The following is an 18941-nucleotide window of genomic DNA, read 5'->3' as shown; positions in this document are numbered from 1 at the left end:
TACCCCTAAACATTCGTTTTTAATTGCCGATGGATTCAAAGATCTCGCCAAGCAGTTCAAAATCAATTTGACCAGATGAGCAATCACTCGGCGTCAATTCCCCTTCTCTCCGGTTCTGACAATGCTCAATGATTGCCAGTAAGCTACGTCTGTAGGCCTCAGCGAATGCATGTATTGCAGCTGGTTCTAAGGTTTCCCTATTATAGTGACAGACCATTTCAAGGCAGCCGCCGCTGATTACACCTTCCAAGGCTATCGCATGATTATGGTTAAATTCCGGGTGCACTTCCTGCCCTCTATAGAGATTCGATACACTGAATAACTCATTTTCGTTATCCATTTGCCCCATAAAGTTAAAGCTAATCACTGGCGGCGATATCTCACCAAGTCCTTGTCTATGCTCTGTGCTCAAGTATTTCAATACACCGTATCCGATACCATTATGTGGCACGGCCCTCAGCGTTTCTTTAGTTCGTCTGATGGAGTCTCCAATGTCATCGGGATCGATAAGCTCCAGCAGCAATGGATACACAGAGGTAAACCATCCTACTGTTCTAGTCACATCCGTATCAACAAACAATTCTTCGCGTCCATGACTTTCTATTGTAATTTTGATGGCCCGGCGTCCAATCCAATCTTTAACCGCTAAGCTCACTGCACACAGCAGTAAATCGTTAATTTCCGTGTTATAACTGAGATGGGTATCCTTCAGCAACGCCTCCGTCTGTTCACGGGTAAATAGCAAGGTAACACTGCTGGATTGGTTAACCAAATGGGTGGAGGTTAGACCAGGATACAGCGGTTCTTCTTCCCAGGAGGTGATTCTATTCCAGAAATCAAGCTCCTTAAGCAGCTCTTTGCTTTGATTGTACTGATTCATTTGTTCCGCCCAATAGAAGAATGAATCAGTCGATTCTGGAAGCTGAATTTTCGTATCATGCTCTGCCGTTATTAACTGAGTATAGATATTTCTGAAATCCTCAAGAAGGATTCTCCATGACACCCCATCTACTATAAGGTGATGAATAGCAATTAGAAGGTAATCACCCTCAGTTCTTCTGAATATCCCTAGCTTTACAAGTGGCCCATGTTCTATATTTAATCCCGCTTGAAGCGTATCCGCCTCTTCGCTCATCCTCTGTTCGGGATGTTCTTCTTCTCGTATGTCATACACATTTACTGAAAATCCACCTTCGATGATAGAATCTTGGATTATAGCCTCAAACTCAAACTGCCCTTCTGTGGTTCTTCTGAATTTGGTTCGCAGACCCTCATGTACACTGGACAGAAGATCAAAACTCCGTTCAACGCATTCAGGGCTAAAGCCTTCTTGATGGAAGAGAAGCACGGATTGGTTGAAATGATGGCGTACCCTTTCTGGATTCTGAAACAGCCAGTTCTGGATTGGTGTTAGCACAGCCGACTCCAGTTTCACCTTATCTCCTCCCCGCACAGATTTGGTCCTCACGAACGGTGCGATTCGGCGAATCGTATTTTGCTGAAGAATGTGCTTCACTTCCAGTTGCAAGCCATATTTGTGTAAACGAGAGGCCACCTGAATGGCTTTGATCGAATCTCCACCCAAGCTATAGAAGTGATCTTCTATCCCCGCAGTCTCACCGAGTACATCTTTCCATACTTCGACCAGAATCCGTTCCATGGTATTCGTAGGTGGTAACTTAATCATATTCGTAGCTTTTTCCGTCACCTTTTGTGCAAGCTGCTTTTTGTCTATTTTCCCGTTAGGAGTAAGCGGTAAGCTCTCCAATAAGACAAGCTGTGCAGGAACCATATATTCAGGCAATTGTTCTCTTAACTGCTCCCTGATCGATTCTTCAACGACACCAGGGTGAACTGGGATACAATATCCATATAATTCGTTGCCCCCGTTATTTCCCTTCTTACTGATCACCACAGCTTCTCTAATCTCAGGGTTAAGCAGCAGCTTCGCCTCAATCTCACCAAGCTCAATCCGATAGCCACGAACTTTGATTTGATCGTCTAACCGCCCTTTATATTCAACATTGCCATCTGTCAGCCAACGGCCCCGATCTCCGGTTAGATACATTTTTCTACCGGGATGAAAAGGATCGTCCACAAACTTCTGGTTAGTTAACATTTCATTATGCAAATAACCTCTAGCGATTCCTGTACCCGCGATAGCAATTTCACCTTCCACGCCTACCGGCTGTAATCTGAAATAAGGATCTATGATGTAAATGGAGGTATTATCAATGGGCTTACCGATAGGGATCTTCCCGCTGCTCTCCTCTACCTGAAAGCTAGTGGCTACAACCGTATGCTCTGTTGGACCGTAATTGTTAACTAGTTTATAACGTTGCGGAATAAACGACTTCAGAGTATCTCCTCCAGTTAGTAGTAAGCGTAGGGATTGATTCTGAAGCGACATAAAAGGCTCGCAGATCGGCGTAGGCAGGAAACTAACCGTAATTCCATTTAAATTCATATATTCATTTAATCGATGGACATCTTTGCGAAGATTCTCCTGAACGAGGTGAAGCTCGGCTCCGCATAAAAGGGAGGGGAAGATCTCCCATGCCGCTGCATCGAATCCAAATCCGGCAAACTGAGTCGTCCGGTCCTGCTCATTTAGTGCAAAAGCCCGGTGATGCCAATGACATAATTGGACCAGTGAGCGATGCTCTATCATAACCCCTTTAGGCATCCCTGTAGACCCGGAGGTATAGATGATATAAGCCAGATCATCCGGTCCGCTCAAGGATTCCAAATCCTCGGCTCCGTAATCCAGACACCATTCCATATGATCTATATCCAGCATTTCTATAGCATAATCATCTGGAGCTGGGAATTGGCTTTGTGTCAACAGGATCTCTGCACCACTATTGTGAAGCATATAAGAAATGCGCTCCGCTGGATAATCAGGATCAATAGGAAGATAAGCTGCTCCACTCTTCAGAATGGCTAGGATTGCTGCAATCATATGCACTGATGGACGGGACATCACAGCGGCAATGCTGTCTTTTCCCAGACCTTTGCTTATTAGTGCCCTTGCCAAGCGATTGGATTGTTCATTTAGCTCTCGGTATGTCAAACGTTCCGTGCCGCAGATCACAGCGGTCTGCTCCGGGGTTTTCCCCGATTGGCACATAAACCATTCATAAGCTGTTATTTCTTCAGGAAACGCTACGGATTCAGTATTGAAGATGCTCAGAAGCTGCTCCCTCTCCGGTATAGTAATCATCTCGAACTCTGAAATAGAGTCATCCAGTCTGGTCACCAGCTGTTCCAATAGCTGTAAGTAATGCTCGTTCATTCGCTCCACCGTCTCTTGTTTGAACGCGGAGGTGAGGTACTCCCATTTCAAAGAGAGCTCTTTGCCTTGCTCCGTTACGATCAGAGCTAACTTAAACCGGGATACAGGGTCTTGGAATGGATAAGGAATGCCTTGGGCACTTCCAAGACGCAAGTCTGGCAGTTCCAGATTCTCCATCGAAAACAAAATATCAAATAATGGATTCCGTTCATGGCTGCGAGAGAACTCTAGCTGCCCAACCAGCTTCTCAAAGGGATACAAGCTATGTTCAGAAGCCGCCAGTACCTGTTGCTTGACTGCTTCCAGAAGTTCTCTTCCCGTTTGTGTACCGTACTGGCGTAGCCGTAAGGGTAAGGTATTCACAAACATTCCTACAACGGATGACATCTCCGAATGACTTCTTCCGTTGTTTACCGTACCGACGATCATGTCCTCTTGACCGCTGTATCTGGATAATAAGAGCTGAAAGGCCCCTAACATTACCATATAGGGTGTTGTTCCGCTGCGGCCTGCCGCTTCCTTCACCTTGTCAGCTAATTTTCGGGTTAAGGGTAGTGTCAAATGGTCTCCTGCGGTTTGGGAATAAGGTCTTTCTGAGTAATCGATGGGCAATTGCAGAATCGGCAGCTCCCCTTCGAATAATTTCAGCCAATACTGTTCTGCTCTTCTGCCGTCCTCCATACACCGCTGTTTCTCTAACCAGTTTGAGCAATCCTTATACTGTATTCTTGCAGGAGTCGCGACCAACTCTCCATTGTATATAGCATTAAGCTGTCTCAGTAGAAGTCCGGTGGATATCCCGTCGCAGACTGAATGATGAATATCCATTAATAGAAGCCCGCGTGAGGGTCCAAGCTCCTTCCATAAAGCCCGAAATAATGGAGCATGGTGCAGATCAAAAGGAGCGATAAAAGCTTGTATCGTCTCCTCGGCAGATTGTTGAGTGTCAGCGATCTTAAGACTCAATACTGCTTGTTCATGCACATTCTGCCGAAGACCGTCTTCCTCAAGGCTAAAAGAGGTGCGGAGCGACTCATGGCAGCGGATCAGCTCATTTAAAGCCATCTCGAGTCTGCTTAAATCCAGCTCTCCATGGATCTCAATAGCCATTGGCAAGTTGTAAGGAGTACTCTCTGGGTGAGCCTGTGAGAGTGTATAAATCCTCTGCTGCGCTGAAGAAGCAGGATAAGAGGCTTGCTCAGCTACCTTATCCATCGATGTGGATATCGTCTTGTCGCTCTGCTCGATAAAAGACGCCAAAGAACGAATATTCTTTAAGCGGAGCAGGTCAGCCAAGGTGATGCGAATCTCATAATGCTCTAGAATAGCGCTTATGATCTCCGCAGCCTTCAACGAATGGCCACCTAATAGGAGAAAATCATCCTGTACGCCTATCCGATCTGTTCTAAGCACCTGCTGCCATAATAGTGTTAACTCAAATTCTAGTGGTTTTGATGGAGCTATATATAGGTTATTATCATTTATTTCAGTTGTTATAAGAATAAGCCTCTTCCGATCAATCTTCCCACTAGCATTTAAGGGGAATGACGTATCCACTTGGATGAACTGCTGGGGGAGCATATAATCTGGAAGCTTACTCAGTACATATTGTTGTAATTCAGAGGTAGAAATTTTACTTTCGAGTACTAAGTATGCAGCAAGATATTTCTGACCCACTTCGTTATTCTTATCGAGGACGGCTGCATTCTTAACAGCTGGATGTTGCAGCAGCACAGTTTCAATCTCCTCGGTCTCAATCCGGATACCTCTAATCTTCACCTGATGATCAATGCGTCCGATATATTCTACATTTCCGTCAGGAAGCCATTTGGCAAGGTCACCTGTCTTATAAATCCACTCGCCAGATTGAAAAGGATGTGGAACCAATTTTTCTCTGGTGACTTCCGGCAAATTCAAGTAACCGCGAGTTAATCCAATGCCTCCTATACACAGCTCCCCTGCAATGCCAATAGGCTGTGGATTCTGATCAGGATCGATAATATAGAGTTGGAAATTAGCGATCGGTTTTCCGATAGGAACCGCTTTGAGCTTGCTTGCCGCAAGCTCTTTCGGCTTCTTCCAATAGGTTGCACAGATAGATGATTCGGTGGGTCCATAGCCATTTATATATTGAACTTGCTCCCCCCACTGTTCCAATAAAGCAGGTGTAGAAGCCGAGCCAACTACAAAAAGATGTCTTAACGTATGTATGCGTTCAGGATGCAGGGATGCTGCATAAGCAGGTGGAAGTGTTGCAGTATTTACTTCATAATCATTTAAATATCGTTCAAATTGAATGAAATTATAGATGATGTCCCGGGGTGGGATATAAAGTGTTCCTCCCGACGTCAGTGCCTGCAACCATTCCCAAATAGATGCGTCAAACGATACATTAGCGAACTGTACTACACGTTTGGGCACATCCAGAGGGAACTCAGAGGCATACATCGTTGCCAGATTAACCAACCCTCGGTGTTCAATCATTACACCTTTGGGTTTACCGGTTGTTCCCGAAGTGAAAATAATATAAGCCAAATCCTCAAGCTTTCCGACATGCTCCGGCTTCTTGCTGCTGATGTTCTCCCATGATATCGTTACAAGCTCCAATCCTTTGTCGGTACGAATCATTTGTTTACCAGTATCGAAGTATACACAGCTCTTCAGGTCAGTCACTGCTGCCTGCTGCTCACACATTAATGCATGTTTTTGACAGGACAGTAGAGTTTCAATCCCTGAACTCTCGATGATATCCGTGATTCGATCTTGAGGTAAGCCAACGTGAATCGGTACAAAAGCGCCTCCGCTCTTAAGGACCGCTAGGGAAGCAATTATGTGCTCAGAACTACTCTCCATCAATAAGCCAATCCGGGTCTCCCGTCCCGTCTGCTTCTCACTTGCCAGAAAATTCGCCCATCGGTTCGCTTGTTCATCTAGTTCACGATAAGAAATTTGACCGCCTTCGTGAACAATTGCCGGATGTTCTGCTGCAAGTTTGACCTGCTCTTCAAACAGCTCATGAATCGATTGTTGTACTGGAAGAAGGGGGTCCGTTGCATTGAAGTCGATCAGAATGCGACGTTTTTCTAAGGTGGAGAGCATTTCAATAGAAGCAATAGGGGTAAATGGCTGCCGGATGGCATTAGTGGCCATTCTGCTTAGATGACGGGACAGGCTGCGGATAGAAGCGCTGCGGAGGGCTGTCTTGCTATAAATCAAGCGCAGCGATAGATCATTATCACCTACAACGATATTCAGCGCCAGATCATAAGGAGCGAATGTACATAATGTCCTGCTCTCATAGATTGCAGAATGACCTTTAGCATAGCTGTTCGACCGTGTTTCTCTTATCCATTCTGCAGTCCGCTCCATAAAAGCTTCAGCAGCATACCGCGGATTCTCCCTCGCATGATTCTCAGTTTGTTCCCAGGCTTCTATAAAAGATTGTCCCGAATCTACCGTGCATGGGATCGGCTGTATCTCATGATGACCGGTGGAGCATTCGTAATTAATAAGGAAATTCTTCTCGCCAGTATACCGATATAACACCATCGCATACAGGGTCATTATCCCTGAATATATCGAAAATCCGTGTGTATGTGCCAACTTACGGAAAGCGGTAAATGTTCGACTTGAAAATGTGAAATCCACATAGCCCAGAGAATCCTCATTCTTAACTGCTTGGCTGTTTAGTGGACTTCCCCATGAGAGATCTAGCTTCATATTCTCATCCTCATACCGTTCAAGCCATACCGGATCAGAGGATTTGGACAATTGATTAATGGGTGTTGTCGACATTGAAATTGAAACCTCCTTTATTTCCCAGGTATAGCAACCCGGAAGATCCTCTCCAAATATAAGGCGATATAAATTTTCATAATGACGTCATCCAACGATTCGTTAATAAAGAAATGATTACCCGGAAAAATACTGGTGCGGCACTGTCCCGTAGTCGTCTCCCCCCAGGATTGAAGGTCTTCAAGTGTAACCTGGACATCCCTTTTCCCTCCGAATACACTGATGTTGGCTGAAAATTTGGGTCGGTCTAATCTAGGTTGATACGTCTCGACTAATTTAAAATCAGCTCGTAGAATCGGGAGAAATAACTCGCGAAGCTCTGTATGCTCCAACGCCTGTCTAGTGGTCCCCCCGTAGTTGAGCACTTCCTGTACAAACTCCTCATCAGATAGCATATGAAAGTTATGATTAGGCGAGGGGATAAAAGGGGATCTTCTACCTGAGAAAAAAATATGCTCCGGCCCCGGCAGCCCCTTCTCTTGCAGCTTGTGACATAATTCAAACGCGATCAGACTGCCCATACTGTGCCCAAATATCGCATAGGGCTCATACAACTCAGAGCTGATACTCTGATACAAATCTTCAACGGCTTCTTCCATATTTTCATAAAAAGGAAGATTCGACTTGCGACCTCTTCCGGCTAGTTCCAGCGGAATAAAATCCATATCATTCTTATCCGGTATCCGCTTCTTCCAGCGTTCATAAGTGACTGCAGAACCGCCCGCGTATGGAATACAGAACACTTTTATATGATTCATCATTACGCCAACTCCAACTTAGGATAGTAAAAATCATTTAAACTCCACAACTTCAACTGCCCTGGTATGCTCTTGGGATGGCAGCAAACAGCACATTGATAACCAGTTATGTCATTAAAGGTCTCAAAAGCCCAATCTTCCAGTAAATGATTCTGTATGTAACATTTGAACCTGCTTTCTTCCTGACTTTTTTGAATAGAAAAGGATTGTAAAGGGATCGACATCCCCTTCCCCAAAGCCTTGATATAGCTCTCCTTCAAGGTCCATAGCTCGTAGAAGCGATTAGGATATTCATGCGAATCTGCTGCCAGATAAACTTTCTCTTCTTCCGTGAAGCATAGATCTCCAATAGCGGGAGGTAAGGAATGACATTGTTCAATATCCGTTCCAATCGGCTGCTCGTCGAGAGCACATGTGACCCAATCACCGGAGTGACTAATGTTAAAATGAATGTTCAGTCCGCTAACCTCTGGCTTACCATAAGGGCTTTCCTGGAACTGGATGCGTCTAACCGGCTGTCCAATTCTGTCGGCAATCACTGTTTTGGCAAGGAAAATACCTGCAAGCGAACGCTCCGCATCTTCCCTTCTATAGAAGCTAGAAATCCGTTTGCGCATACCAGCATCAGTTGAAAGCAAAAGATGTAGATATTGCTGTTCCGGAATGCCACCTTCTATGTGTAAAGCGTGCAATTCCATATCACTCACATCCTTTTCTGAAAATCATCCTATAGCCGAGTTTGTTTCTTTCTTAAGTCAATCTTACAACAGCCTATCAGACCTTTCACCGAAAACCACCCCTGGTTTAACCACAAACCTTTTGCGCTTTTACGAGCCAAGTACCGCAATTATGTTGGTTCATAAATTGTCCAGTTGCGTGGTCCAGTTGCCCATAAGAAAAGACCCGCATTCTACCCGCGGATCCTTTGTTAAAACAAGTATCGTTATTCCATCGAAACGTCTGATTTAATCATCTTTTTAAACTTCAGATAACTGGCTAGTCTCCATGGAATGATGTAGGACGACGCGACGATAAACAGCAGCACAGCCATATTTTGCGGTTCAATCTGGAGAAGATAACTTCTGAGAATAACACGCAAGATCAAGATCCCTACGAAAAAGTAGAGAAAACCTATGTTCCTCTTGGTGTAAATTCGGCCATCCCTTTTCTCATAAGCTGTTGTAATAATCAGCGGAACCGAGAAAGCTAATCCTACAAGTATAGCCAGCAGTGTTTCATTCTGTTGAAGATGTACCTGACCGTTTAGCAGCAGCAGTAGGCCAGGGCTTAAGAATAGAATCGGCAGCATAATCCTAAACGCTCTTTTTCCCATAGGCCTATGTTCCGACATTAGTCTTCTCAGCACAATAATTGCAGCGACACCCAGCATAATGCTTAACATAAAGTTACTATTCATTTTGCAAAGCTCCTTCCACGTAATATGCATCACTGGAATAAAGTGTATCTTATTATTTATAGCTTTACACCGAAAATCATTGTGGTAAAAACCGCAAATTTTAAGCTTGTAACCAGCAAAAAAAGGGATGCCCCAGCATCCCTAGAGGAAGGGGTCTAAGCGGTAGAAGCACCGAAAGCAGCCATTGGCATCTGCCAACGTTCTAATGCAATCGAAGCCCCCCCTGTCAAGGTCTGGCATAAAATTCAAACTACCTTCTCATACTATGGGGAGAATATGGAGGTGAATGTCATGCCAAAAAATAACGCCAGTCCCAAAGGTGAACCAGGCAAACATCAACCAAGTAAGAAAAACAATGCACAGAATAACAATAACTTTAATGAAGCGGCTCAGATGGTAAACATCGATAAAGCTGCCGATTATGTTCCCAGCTTAAACGGTGTTTCCAAAACCGACGTCTAAACCGCACTGTTAAACAAAAAAACACTCCTCAGAATATTCTGAAGGAGTGTTTCATTTCAAAGATTATATGCGATACGTTAAGCCTACTACACCGTTACTGTAAGCTTTTGAGTCCACAAGATGAAGTGGGACTTGATTCGTGATCTCGTCAAAAAGACGCATGCCAGAGCCAACGACAACGGGACAGATATTAAGCCTAAGCTCATCTAACAATCCATTTTGTAATAGGGATCTGACTAATTTCGGACTACCAGGGATCTGAATGTTCTTTCCAGGCTGTTGCTTTAGCTTCATTATTTCCTCGAAAAGCTTGCCCTTGATCAGGCTCGCAGGTTGCCATTCGAGCATGTCCTCCGTAATCGTACTGGAGACCAGATATTTGTCAGAATGGTTTAGGAATCTTGCCATGGGTAGATCGTCACTCTGATGCTGCCAGAACTGGGCTAACATCTTGTAAGTACGTGGTCCAAGCAGTACAGTATCCGCCTGTGCAACACCCGCAGCAATCGTCTCATTCATTTCATTGCTCCCCCACTTCTTAGGTGAGGCTTCAAGCGAGTCTACCACTCCATCCAGCGACATGAATAATCCTGCCACAATCTTTCTAGATGAATTTTCCACATCTTGTTCATGATGATCTACAGGCATACTCATCGCTCCTTGTACCAGAAATGAATACATAACATTCGATCCGCAATATGAGGACATGCTTGATTATTTCAAGTTTTCTAACTCGACGGTCACTTTTTCAATCAGATTCACGAAGGAGGCCAGTTCTTGAGAGCCCTTCACCTGATCTCTAGAATACATGGAATTGTGTTCCGATTCTTTTTTCACCTTGGACAGTGTGGAGTTGATATTATTCAGCTTCTCATCAATCGTTCCGATTGAATCTTTAGAGCGACGAGCTAACTTGCGTACTTCATTCGCGACGACTTCAAAGCCTCTACCGTACTCCCCTGCTCTTGCCGCTTCAATGGCTGCGTTTAAGCCCAAAAGATGCGTATGATCAGCAACCTCCCTAATCATTGTACCCACTTGATGAATAGACTCTACCTCTTTGTCAAGATATAACACAGTTTGATGTGTTTTCTCTTGATAATCAGCATTCTTACTAGCTAATTCCTCGATGGATTCACTGCTATCTTTCAGTTGAACCATTAAGGATACTAATTCTTGAACCGCAGAACTAACACCTGTAAGCAAGTGGTTTTGCTTTTCTAATAAATTTTCTATTTTTGCTTTTTCATCGAATTCGTAGGCTTCCAGAACCAACTGTGAATCCAGATTAAACATCTTGGTTAATGCATGAATGACGGGTTTCCAATCAGTCGGTAATATCCGTTCAAAATAAGCTGTAGCGAGATCCAAATATAATATGTAAGTGCCCAAATACCAATTTGTTGTCAGACCAATACGCGAGTGAATTTTACCTATAAGCAGTCGTCTTTCAATAAATGCTTCATCAATCACACCCGATGCCATGGATAAAAAATACCACTGCTGCGTTTCCTTCAATCGATCAAGCGTACTGTGCTGTTCAATGATGTGGAGTAGCTCAGGTTCCTCTATCATCTGCTTATACAATTCATCTACAAGGGAGCTTACGATTTGCTTGAATTCTTTTTCCTTACTTTTCAATACATTTAAATCAGCCTCAGTAATCCCAATATAGCTAACTTGCTGTTGTCGCTCTGAACTAAGATTGATCATAATTTGGTCAACTTCCCTCTCATTCTGTTTATATAATGATCATCGCATCTTCCATGCCATCCCCTATGGCATCTATTTATCTTGATAATAAAGGTATTATTTTTATAAATTTTAACACTTTATTTACTTAAATAGTTTATTAATTTTACAAACTTTGCATTTCGTAGCATTATTCTTAGATCACACTAAAAAGAGGAGCTCCTATAAAGGAAGCCCCTCTTAAAATTAAAATCTTATCCTACACAGCAACAACTTGTTGCAGCAATTCTATCGTCACCCGGTCAATGAACTTTCTGAATTTCTCTTTCCCTTTGGCGTTGGCCTTATAGTAGTTAATCAATGACAGAATCACTGGAATAAGTTGATCTTCACTTATCCCTGATCTAAGGGATTGAGCGATTGAAGTCTTAAGCCCTTTTGGTTCTCCACCCACAAAAATCTCATAGGTATTACGCATTTTCACAACGCTAATGTCTTTCAACAGAGGCTCGCTGGTTCCGAGTGCACAGCCCGCATAACCAATCTTCAGTGGCATAGGTGTTTCAATCCCTGCGATGGACTGATTTAATTTCTGTGCAACTGCCAGACCTGCTTCCTCAGCCCCTTTACAAAAATTACAAGCAATCAGGCTTTTCGTGACAAAACCCGCTGAATATACTTCTAATCCTATACGCTCAAGTTGCTCCACAATCACTTCACGTTGTTCCAGAGGCACCTCCAAATAAAGCTGTTTAAAAGATGTCATTTCAATTTTTGCATTCGTTCCTAGAATTGCTCCTATTGTAGCAAGCTGCTCTGGTGTAAACAGGCTTCCCCCCACTTGAATTGGAGGTGCAACTGCGATTTTTGTGATCTCTCCCATATCCTTATCTCCGTCCTCATTCCTCTAGTGATTTAGTTACGGATCTTCACACGTTGCAGACGAAGTGCATTAAGAACAACGGAAACCGAACTGAGAGCCATTGCCGCACCCGCTACCCACGGAGCCAAGAAACCAAGTGCTGCAATCGGAATGCCAAGTGAGTTGTAGCCAAGTGCCCAGAATAGATTTTGTTTAATATTAGTCATTGTTTTACGACTCATGTAGATAGCGTCGGGAATACTGGATAGATCGCCTCGCATTAAAGTAACATCCGCAGCTTCCATAGCCACGTCCGTACCGGTACCAATGGCCATCCCAATATCTGCAGTTGCGAGAGCTGGAGCATCATTAATACCATCGCCAACCATGGCTACTATCTTGCCTTGCGCTTGTAATTTTTTCACTTCCTCCGCTTTTCCTTCTGGAAGCACTTCAGCGCGTACATGGTCAATGCCAACTTGAGCTGCGATCGCCTTTGCCGTACGTTCGTTATCTCCGGTAATCATGATGACCTGGATTCCCATTCCTTTCAAGCGACTGACAGCAGCCTGAGAGGTTTCTTTAATGGTGTCCGCAACAGCTACCATACCCACGTACCCTTTATTTATAGCCACAAGCATTGCTGTTTTACCGGATTCTTCTAAAGTAGACATGATGTTATAAGCATGACTTGCCTCTACACCGTATTTGTCCATGAGACGCCGAGTACCAATTAACAGCTCTTTGCCTTCCACGACAGCCTTGATTCCAAAACCCGGTATGGCTTCAAATGATTCTGTCCCTGGCAATTCAATATTTCTTTCCAAGATACCTGTGACAATAGCTTCTGCAAGTGGATGCTCTGAATTCTTCTCAGCTGCACCCACCAGTCTAAGAAATTCTGTCTCGTTGCCTTCAACCAAAATATCGGTAAGCTCAGGTTTGCCCTTTGTTACTGTACCTGTTTTGTCCAAGATAATCGTATCAATTTTATGTGTTTGCTCTAAATGCTCCCCGCCTTTGAACAGGATTCCCAGTTCAGCTGCACGTCCGGAACCAGCCATAATGGAGGTTGGCGTAGCCAGACCCAAAGCACAAGGGCAAGCGATAACCAGAATGGCGATTGCTTTTTCCAAAGCTCCTGCAAAATCACCCGGTGTTACGATAAAGTACCACACTAAGAATGCAATAACGGCAATCCCAACAACGATTGGAACGAAGATACCGGAGATGACATCAGCGACCCGTTGAATCGGAGCTTTCGAGCCTTGCGCTTCTTCTACCACTTTGATGATCTGCGCAAGAGCAGTTTCCTTACCTACTTTTGTTGCCTTAATTCGAAGCATGCCGTTTTTATTAATCGTCGCTCCAATGACGGAATCTCCGGCTTTCTTTTCAACAGGGAGGCTTTCTCCGGTCAGCATGGATTCATCTACCGAAGAGATCCCTTCCAGAACTTCACCATCCACAGGTACTTTATTCCCTGGACGAACAAGTACTATATCACCAGTAATAACTTCCTCTACAGGAATGCTTAATTCTTCACCGTCGCGGACAACTAAAGCTGTCTTGGCCTGCAAGCCCATCAAGGATTTAATAGCTTCTGATGTCCGTCCTTTTGCCAAGGATTCGAACAATTTACCCATTAGAACCAGCGTAATCAATACTGCACTTGTTTCATAATACATTTCTGGTCCATGATGCGCGCTCCCACCATTGACAGCCCAAACGATTGTTAAGTACAGGCTGTAAAAAAACGCCGCCGAGGTCCCGAGTGAAACTAGAACATCCATGTTCGCACTGCCGTTACGTAGCGCTTTATAAGCACCGATGTAAAATTGTTTTCCGATATAAAATTGAACCGGCGTTGCCAAAATCAATTGGAACCATGGATTCATAAAAAGATCAGGCAGCCATATCCACGAAGTGAAGGAAAAGTGGCTCACCATCGCCCACAGCAGTGGAAACGATAGAATCGCAGAGATCAGCAGCTTACGCTTTTGCTTGGATAAATCTTGTTGTCGCTGTTCCGCTGGGTCACCTTGCTCTTGTTTGGGAACAGCCTTGTATCCAAGCTTCTCCACCCGCTTCTGCATGTCAGATACAGAAACTTCAACGGGATTATATTCGACATGTGCTGTTTCCATCGCAAAGTTCACACTGGCAGTGCTTACGCCAGGCAGCTTATTCAGAGTCTTCTCAATTTTCAATGCACAAGCAGCGCATGTCATACCTACAAGCTGTAAATCTACAGCTTCTTTAGCTGTGCTGTACCCAAGCTTCTGAATACTTGCTTCCATCTTACTAACGTCCACTATGTTCGGATCATAAGTCACTGTAGCCCTTTCCATTGCAAAGTTTACGTTGGCTTCACTTACACCTTCTAGTTTATTCAAGCCTTTTTCAATGCGGTTCGCACAAGCAGCACAAGTCATCCCTGTGATTTGTAATGAAGTTTGCGATTGTCCCGCCGCAGCAGTAGTCATTATATAAACACCTCTTCCACTTTTGTGATGATTTCCATTGTTTGCATCATCCTCTTCTTGATTTTAGTATACCCCCCTACCCTATATATGTCAAGCGACAAGCTATACTCTAAATACTTAAAAAGGAGTTTTCTCAGTAACAGAAATCCTGTTTCTGAGAAAACTCCCTCATGAATCCGTCCTCTCTGAAGAGAGTCCTACTGAGTTAAGCGGCCATTTCACGGCAGATTTTCGCACAGGCAAAACATGCTTCTGCACATTGCTGGCAATGATCATGGTCATGCTTTTTACATTCGTTGCCGCAGGCTTCACAAGCCTCTGCACAAGCTAAACATAAGGCCTTGGCATATTTACTGTTCATCGACAGGGCATGTGCAGTGAATCCGCATATTTCCGCACATTCACGATCCAGGCGAATGCACTCCTTCATCATTCCAACATGATCTTCCTCCAAGCAAGATGAGTAACAGTGATTACAAGCCACCATACATTTTAAACATTCTTCAATACACGCTTTGTAGTTTTGATGTGACATCATAAAAGCTCCTCTCAAGATGTAATTTAGTATAGTCCCCTACTCTATATATACCCAATCATGAGCTAACTTATCATGCTCAGAGAAATTGTCCGAACTGAACATTAGACATGCAGCTGTTTCTCAATTTCTTGACGATTAAATACAAATCCGAAAAACACCTGATTGTTAATGAAAATGGTAGGAACCAATCTTTTTCCCGTTCGATTAAATAACGTATCTGCATGGTCAGGATGATCTGCAATATTAAATTCAGTAAATGGAATATGATGCTCATTCAAGAACTTTTTAAAATTTCTGCAATCCTCACAAGTCGGTGTTGTAAATACCTCTACGTTCATATGGGTCGTCCTCCTTCATTATATTTTCTAACAATATTAGTATACCCCCCTATACTATACATGAATCTAAATAAAAAAGGATTCCAACGAATCCTTTCTATTATCAATTATTTAATTAATTTATTGATGGTAATTAATAACTCATCTAACACTTCATTTTCACCATCTTGAATTCGTTCTACGACACAGCTCTTCATATGATGTTCTAACAAAAGCTTTCCTACGCCGTTCAAAGCAGATTGGACCGAAGAGATTTGATGCAGCACATCATCACAATAGGTGTCCTTCTCAATTAATCCCTTTAGCCCTCTTACTTGTCCTTCAATTCTATTGAGTCGGCTAACCAGGTTCTTTTTAGTCTTCTCAGAGTGATGACTTTTTCGTTCACCCGTGCTACATGATTCGTGCTCGTGCGTATGATCTTCCATGCACCAATCACTCCTTTCCATATAGTTTTATTATACTATAGCCCCCCTAATCTATTCAAAATATAAAATATAATTAGACTTTCATCACTTCATGGGATATCACCGATGTCTCAATTTGAATAGTAGTATGCTGGATTTTGAAGCGTTCCGCTATTAACTGAATGGCTTGCTGCAAAATACGTTGATCATCTTCCTGATCTTTGATTAAGAGATGGCAGCTTAGTGAATCAAGACCCGAGGTAATTGTCCAAATATGAAGATCATGAACATTTATAACGCCCTCGATATTCTCAAGAACTGCCTTCACCTCAGATGGATTCACTGTAATCGGTGTACCTTCCATAAGAACATGAACGGTATGTTTGATGATTCCCCAAGCACCTCTAAGAATTAATAGAGCAACTAGTACGCTTATAATCGGGTCAGCAATATACCAGCCAAAAATCATCATAACTAAACCTGCAATAATAGCCCCTACCGAGCCTAAAGCATCGCCAAGCACATGAAGATAAGCGCTGCGAAGGTTAATGTTATTCTTTACATCTCCTTTTCTCATAAGAGACCAAGCACTAGCAACATTGGCTAAAAGACCTATACATGCGATCAGCATCATAGAACCACTTGCAACCGTAGGCGGCTCGAAGAATCGGCCATAAGCCTCCACGATGATAAACCCAGCAACTACAAATAAGGTGACCCCATTCAATAGTGCCGCTAGAATTTCAAACCGATGAAATCCATATGTTTTATTGGGAGATGCAGGTTTAGTTGCAAACCAGACCGCTACTAGGCTTAATGCTAAGGAGCTTGCATCGTTTAGCATATGCCCACTGTCCGATAGCAGCGCTAAGCTGTTAGTGACCAGTCCGCCAAAAAACTCCAAAAACATAATTCCTACTGTAATTATTAATGCAATCATTAGTCCCTTTTTGTTTCCGCTAGGATCGAAATGATGATGACCGTGAGGCCCATGGGAATGATCATGTCCTGCATGGGAGTGATTGTGATCGCTGTGATCGTGATCGGAGTGTTGCCCGTCTACATGCTCAATCTGATGATTGTGATTATTCTTCTTGTCCTTCATGATTTACCTCCTATTTACCTTCAGCAAGATAGTATTAGTATGCGCGCGCAGTGGTATTCAAAAGATCCAGATCATAATAACATATGAACAAGTGCTCATATGTTATTATGATCTGGATTTTTCTTCTTGTCAATAACAAACCTAAGGGTATATCCTCTTTAGTCTTGAAAACACAAAAAAAAACATCTCTATACAATTTCTGTATAAAGATGTTTTAGTTTATCTTTCACTTCTTAATCTTAAAGAGAAATCGCTGCTTCTAATGCAACTTCCATCATGCTGTTGAAAGAATTTTGTCTTTCTTCTGCCGTGGTTACTGCATGAGTAACTAACGAATCTGAAATAGTAAGAATACATGCTGCTTGTTTACCTAATACTTTCGCATTATGGAACAATGCATAGCTCTCCATTTCTACACATACACAGCCATGTTCATTGTAAAATTCATTGTGGCCTGGCACGTTATCTTCATGATAGAATACATCGCTTGAATGAATTCTTGCAGTCAAAATTGGCTTGTTAATACGTTTGGCCGCATCTTCAATGACTTCGTTCAATTCTTTACTTGGCAGCTGCACATCTCCTTCTACACCACTTTGTACATAGGCGTATGTAGATTCACTCCACGCACTATCCGCCAGTACCACATCAAATAAATTCAATTTATCTGTGTAGGCACCTGCACTACCGATGCGAATGATGTTTTCCACACCATAATTTTTGTATAGTTCATAAGAATAAATACCGATACTTGGCATTCCCATTCCCGAACCCATTACTGACACTTCTTTACCTTTGTAAGTGCCTGTATATCCAAACATATTCCGTACCGTATTAAATTGGGTTGGGTTCTCCAAATAGGTTTCTGCGATATACTTCGCTCTTAACGGATCTCCTGGCATTAATACTGTTTTGGCGATTTCACCATTTTGTGCTGCATTGTGCGGCGTTGACATAATTTATTCCTCCTAAGTTTGTTACTCAACTACTATCTTACTATACCATTCATGAATTTAAATATACGTTTAAAATATTCTTTTGTTTCAACAAAAAAAGAACTGATTCTCTTGCTACAATTTATTCGCAAACCCGTTAAGCTTTTGGGACATTATTTTTATTTTCTCAATAAATACAGAAGTATGCTGAACAGATCCAGCCTGTTCTTGTCCGATAGCCGCTATCTTCTCTATCGAATTAGCCATTTGGTTCGTAATCCCCTAAATCTGTAACATGGTTTCATTTATGTTTTGAGTTGAAGAAACGGTTTCCCGTGAAAATTTCCGAATTTCCTTAGCTACGACTTAAAAACCTCTTCCCTTCTCACCTGCATGAGCCGCTTCTATGGCTGCATTCAGCCCGAGTAAATTCGTTTGGTCAGCAACCTTTTTAATAATCGATAGGACCTCTTAGTATTCTCCACATCTCTACCAGCTTGTTGGGATTGAATAAGTAGCCTTTAATTCACTTTGTCTACGAATCTGAACTGCAATCCCGCCAATGACCTGACCGTTTTGATCATGAAGAGGTGTCGCTGTACCCGTAAACTCGAATCCATAGAAGTTGGCCGGAACATCGGACTTTAATGCTTGATTCTCTCGTATAGCTATGTAAAGCGGTTCTTCTTTGTTTAAAAGCTGTCCTTCGGTAATATTTAAATTATCAAAGGTTTTTCCAACCGTGCTAAATTCTCAATTTTGCTTAATTCATATTTGAAATATGTATTCGAGAAATTCTCATAAAATCCTCCAAAAAAGTTTGCAAATCCCCTTTTTCTCTCATAACATAC

General features: G+C 42.9%; 16 protein-coding genes. 1 reads left to right on the top strand and 15 read right to left on the bottom strand.

The features are described from left to right. Positions 1–19: 19 nt before the first annotated feature. The 4 genes from ACQKMP_RS26135 to ACQKMP_RS26120 form a co-directional block, all read right to left on the bottom strand. A complete protein-coding gene (locus ACQKMP_RS26135) occupies positions 20–7090 on the bottom strand; it encodes an amino acid adenylation domain-containing protein (protein WP_427471820.1) in 7071 nt (2356 codons plus the stop codon). A 17-nt stretch (positions 7091–7107) separates the two neighbouring features. Then, positions 7108–7851: a thioesterase II family protein gene (locus ACQKMP_RS26130; RefSeq protein ID WP_427471818.1), complete on the bottom strand. Its 744-nt coding sequence runs from the start codon at positions 7849–7851 to the stop codon at positions 7108–7110. Next, on the bottom strand, positions 7851–8546 hold the full coding sequence (locus ACQKMP_RS26125) for a 4'-phosphopantetheinyl transferase family protein (protein WP_427471816.1): 696 nt from the start codon (positions 8544–8546) through the stop codon (positions 7851–7853). The genes ACQKMP_RS26130 and ACQKMP_RS26125 overlap by 1 nt, the downstream gene beginning before the upstream one ends. 245 nt (positions 8547–8791) lie before the next feature. Further along, positions 8792–9265, bottom strand: a complete 474-nt coding sequence (locus ACQKMP_RS26120) for a CcdC protein domain-containing protein (protein WP_042192000.1) — start codon at positions 9263–9265, stop codon at positions 8792–8794. A 291-nt stretch (positions 9266–9556) separates the two neighbouring features. Between ACQKMP_RS26120 and ACQKMP_RS26115 the strand changes: the two genes are divergently transcribed. After that, positions 9557–9727 (top strand): hypothetical protein, encoded by a 171-nt coding sequence (locus ACQKMP_RS26115; protein ID WP_156113190.1) that lies wholly within the window; start codon positions 9557–9559, stop codon positions 9725–9727. 63 nt (positions 9728–9790) lie between these two features. On the opposite strand, the gene ACQKMP_RS26110 is transcribed toward ACQKMP_RS26115, so the two are convergent. From ACQKMP_RS26110 to ACQKMP_RS26060, 11 genes are all read right to left on the bottom strand, one after another. Then, a complete protein-coding gene (locus ACQKMP_RS26110; RefSeq protein WP_427471813.1) occupies positions 9791–10375 on the bottom strand; it encodes a dihydrofolate reductase family protein in 585 nt (194 codons plus the stop codon). 66 nt (positions 10376–10441) lie between these two features. Then, entirely contained in the window at positions 10442–11440 is a 999-nt protein-coding gene (locus ACQKMP_RS26105; RefSeq protein WP_427471811.1) for a protoglobin domain-containing protein, read from the bottom strand. Between the two features lie 238 nt (positions 11441–11678). After that, the gene (locus tag ACQKMP_RS26100) at positions 11679–12302 is read right to left on the bottom strand and encodes a nitrite reductase (RefSeq protein WP_427471810.1); all 624 of its coding nucleotides are present in this window, start codon (positions 12300–12302) and stop codon (positions 11679–11681) included. A 32-nt stretch (positions 12303–12334) separates the two neighbouring features. Then, positions 12335–14767: a heavy metal translocating P-type ATPase gene (locus ACQKMP_RS26095; protein ID WP_042192009.1), complete on the bottom strand. Its 2433-nt coding sequence runs from the start codon at positions 14765–14767 to the stop codon at positions 12335–12337. Between the two features lie 205 nt (positions 14768–14972). Continuing rightward, positions 14973–15302, bottom strand: coding sequence for a four-helix bundle copper-binding protein (locus ACQKMP_RS26090; protein WP_042192011.1), 330 nt, complete (start codon positions 15300–15302; stop codon positions 14973–14975). A gap of 104 nt (positions 15303–15406) precedes the next feature. After that, the gene (locus tag ACQKMP_RS26085; RefSeq protein ID WP_042192013.1) at positions 15407–15643 is read right to left on the bottom strand and encodes a glutaredoxin family protein; all 237 of its coding nucleotides are present in this window, start codon (positions 15641–15643) and stop codon (positions 15407–15409) included. A 107-nt stretch (positions 15644–15750) separates the two neighbouring features. Continuing rightward, a complete protein-coding gene (locus tag ACQKMP_RS26080; RefSeq protein ID WP_042131123.1) occupies positions 15751–16071 on the bottom strand; it encodes a metal-sensitive transcriptional regulator in 321 nt (106 codons plus the stop codon). Positions 16072–16144: 73 nt separating this feature from the next. Continuing rightward, entirely contained in the window at positions 16145–17155 is a 1011-nt protein-coding gene (locus ACQKMP_RS26075) for a cation diffusion facilitator family transporter (protein ID WP_081951218.1), read from the bottom strand. 239 nt (positions 17156–17394) lie between these two features. Next, complete coding sequence (gene deoD / locus ACQKMP_RS26070; protein WP_427471807.1) at positions 17395–18111, bottom strand: purine-nucleoside phosphorylase; 717 nt, start codon at positions 18109–18111, stop codon at positions 17395–17397. Between the two features lie 114 nt (positions 18112–18225). Then, positions 18226–18357: a hypothetical protein gene (locus tag ACQKMP_RS26065; protein WP_427471805.1), complete on the bottom strand. Its 132-nt coding sequence runs from the start codon at positions 18355–18357 to the stop codon at positions 18226–18228. A gap of 99 nt (positions 18358–18456) precedes the next feature. Further along, positions 18457–18549: a methyl-accepting chemotaxis protein gene (locus tag ACQKMP_RS26060; protein WP_427471932.1), complete on the bottom strand. Its 93-nt coding sequence runs from the start codon at positions 18547–18549 to the stop codon at positions 18457–18459. Between the last annotated feature and the right edge of the window lie 392 nt (positions 18550–18941).

Origin of the sequence: Paenibacillus sp. NPDC101420, assembly GCF_050277435.1 — a bacterium.
GTDB lineage: Bacteria > Bacillota > Bacilli > Paenibacillales > Paenibacillaceae > Paenibacillus_AQ.
Note: the sequence above shows the minus strand (reverse complement) of the source record. Positions and strands in the feature narration are given on the sequence as shown.

Coding starts and splice junctions, on each gene's coding strand:
- ACQKMP_RS26135 (WP_427471820.1), bottom strand. CDS start 7,090: ATGTCGACAACACCCATTAATCAATTGTCCAAATCCTCTGATCCGGTA.
- ACQKMP_RS26130 (WP_427471818.1), bottom strand. CDS start 7,851: ATGATGAATCATATAAAAGTGTTCTGTATTCCATACGCGGGCGGTTCT.
- ACQKMP_RS26125 (WP_427471816.1), bottom strand. CDS start 8,546: ATGGAATTGCACGCTTTACACATAGAAGGTGGCATTCCGGAACAGCAA.
- ACQKMP_RS26120 (WP_042192000.1), bottom strand. CDS start 9,265: ATGAATAGTAACTTTATGTTAAGCATTATGCTGGGTGTCGCTGCAATT.
- ACQKMP_RS26115 (WP_156113190.1), top strand. CDS start 9,557: ATGCCAAAAAATAACGCCAGTCCCAAAGGTGAACCAGGCAAACATCAA.
- ACQKMP_RS26110 (WP_427471813.1), bottom strand. CDS start 10,375: ATGCCTGTAGATCATCATGAACAAGATGTGGAAAATTCATCTAGAAAG.
- ACQKMP_RS26105 (WP_427471811.1), bottom strand. CDS start 11,440: ATGATCAATCTTAGTTCAGAGCGACAACAGCAAGTTAGCTATATTGGG.
- ACQKMP_RS26100 (WP_427471810.1), bottom strand. CDS start 12,302: ATGGGAGAGATCACAAAAATCGCAGTTGCACCTCCAATTCAAGTGGGG.
- ACQKMP_RS26095 (WP_042192009.1), bottom strand. CDS start 14,767: ATGACTACTGCTGCGGCGGGACAATCGCAAACTTCATTACAAATCACA.
- ACQKMP_RS26090 (WP_042192011.1), bottom strand. CDS start 15,302: ATGTCACATCAAAACTACAAAGCGTGTATTGAAGAATGTTTAAAATGT.
- ACQKMP_RS26085 (WP_042192013.1), bottom strand. CDS start 15,643: ATGAACGTAGAGGTATTTACAACACCGACTTGTGAGGATTGCAGAAAT.
- ACQKMP_RS26080 (WP_042131123.1), bottom strand. CDS start 16,071: ATGGAAGATCATACGCACGAGCACGAATCATGTAGCACGGGTGAACGA.
- ACQKMP_RS26075 (WP_081951218.1), bottom strand. CDS start 17,155: ATGAAGGACAAGAAGAATAATCACAATCATCAGATTGAGCATGTAGAC.
- deoD (WP_427471807.1), bottom strand. CDS start 18,111: ATGTCAACGCCGCACAATGCAGCACAAAATGGTGAAATCGCCAAAACA.
- ACQKMP_RS26065 (WP_427471805.1), bottom strand. CDS start 18,357: ATGGCTAATTCGATAGAGAAGATAGCGGCTATCGGACAAGAACAGGCT.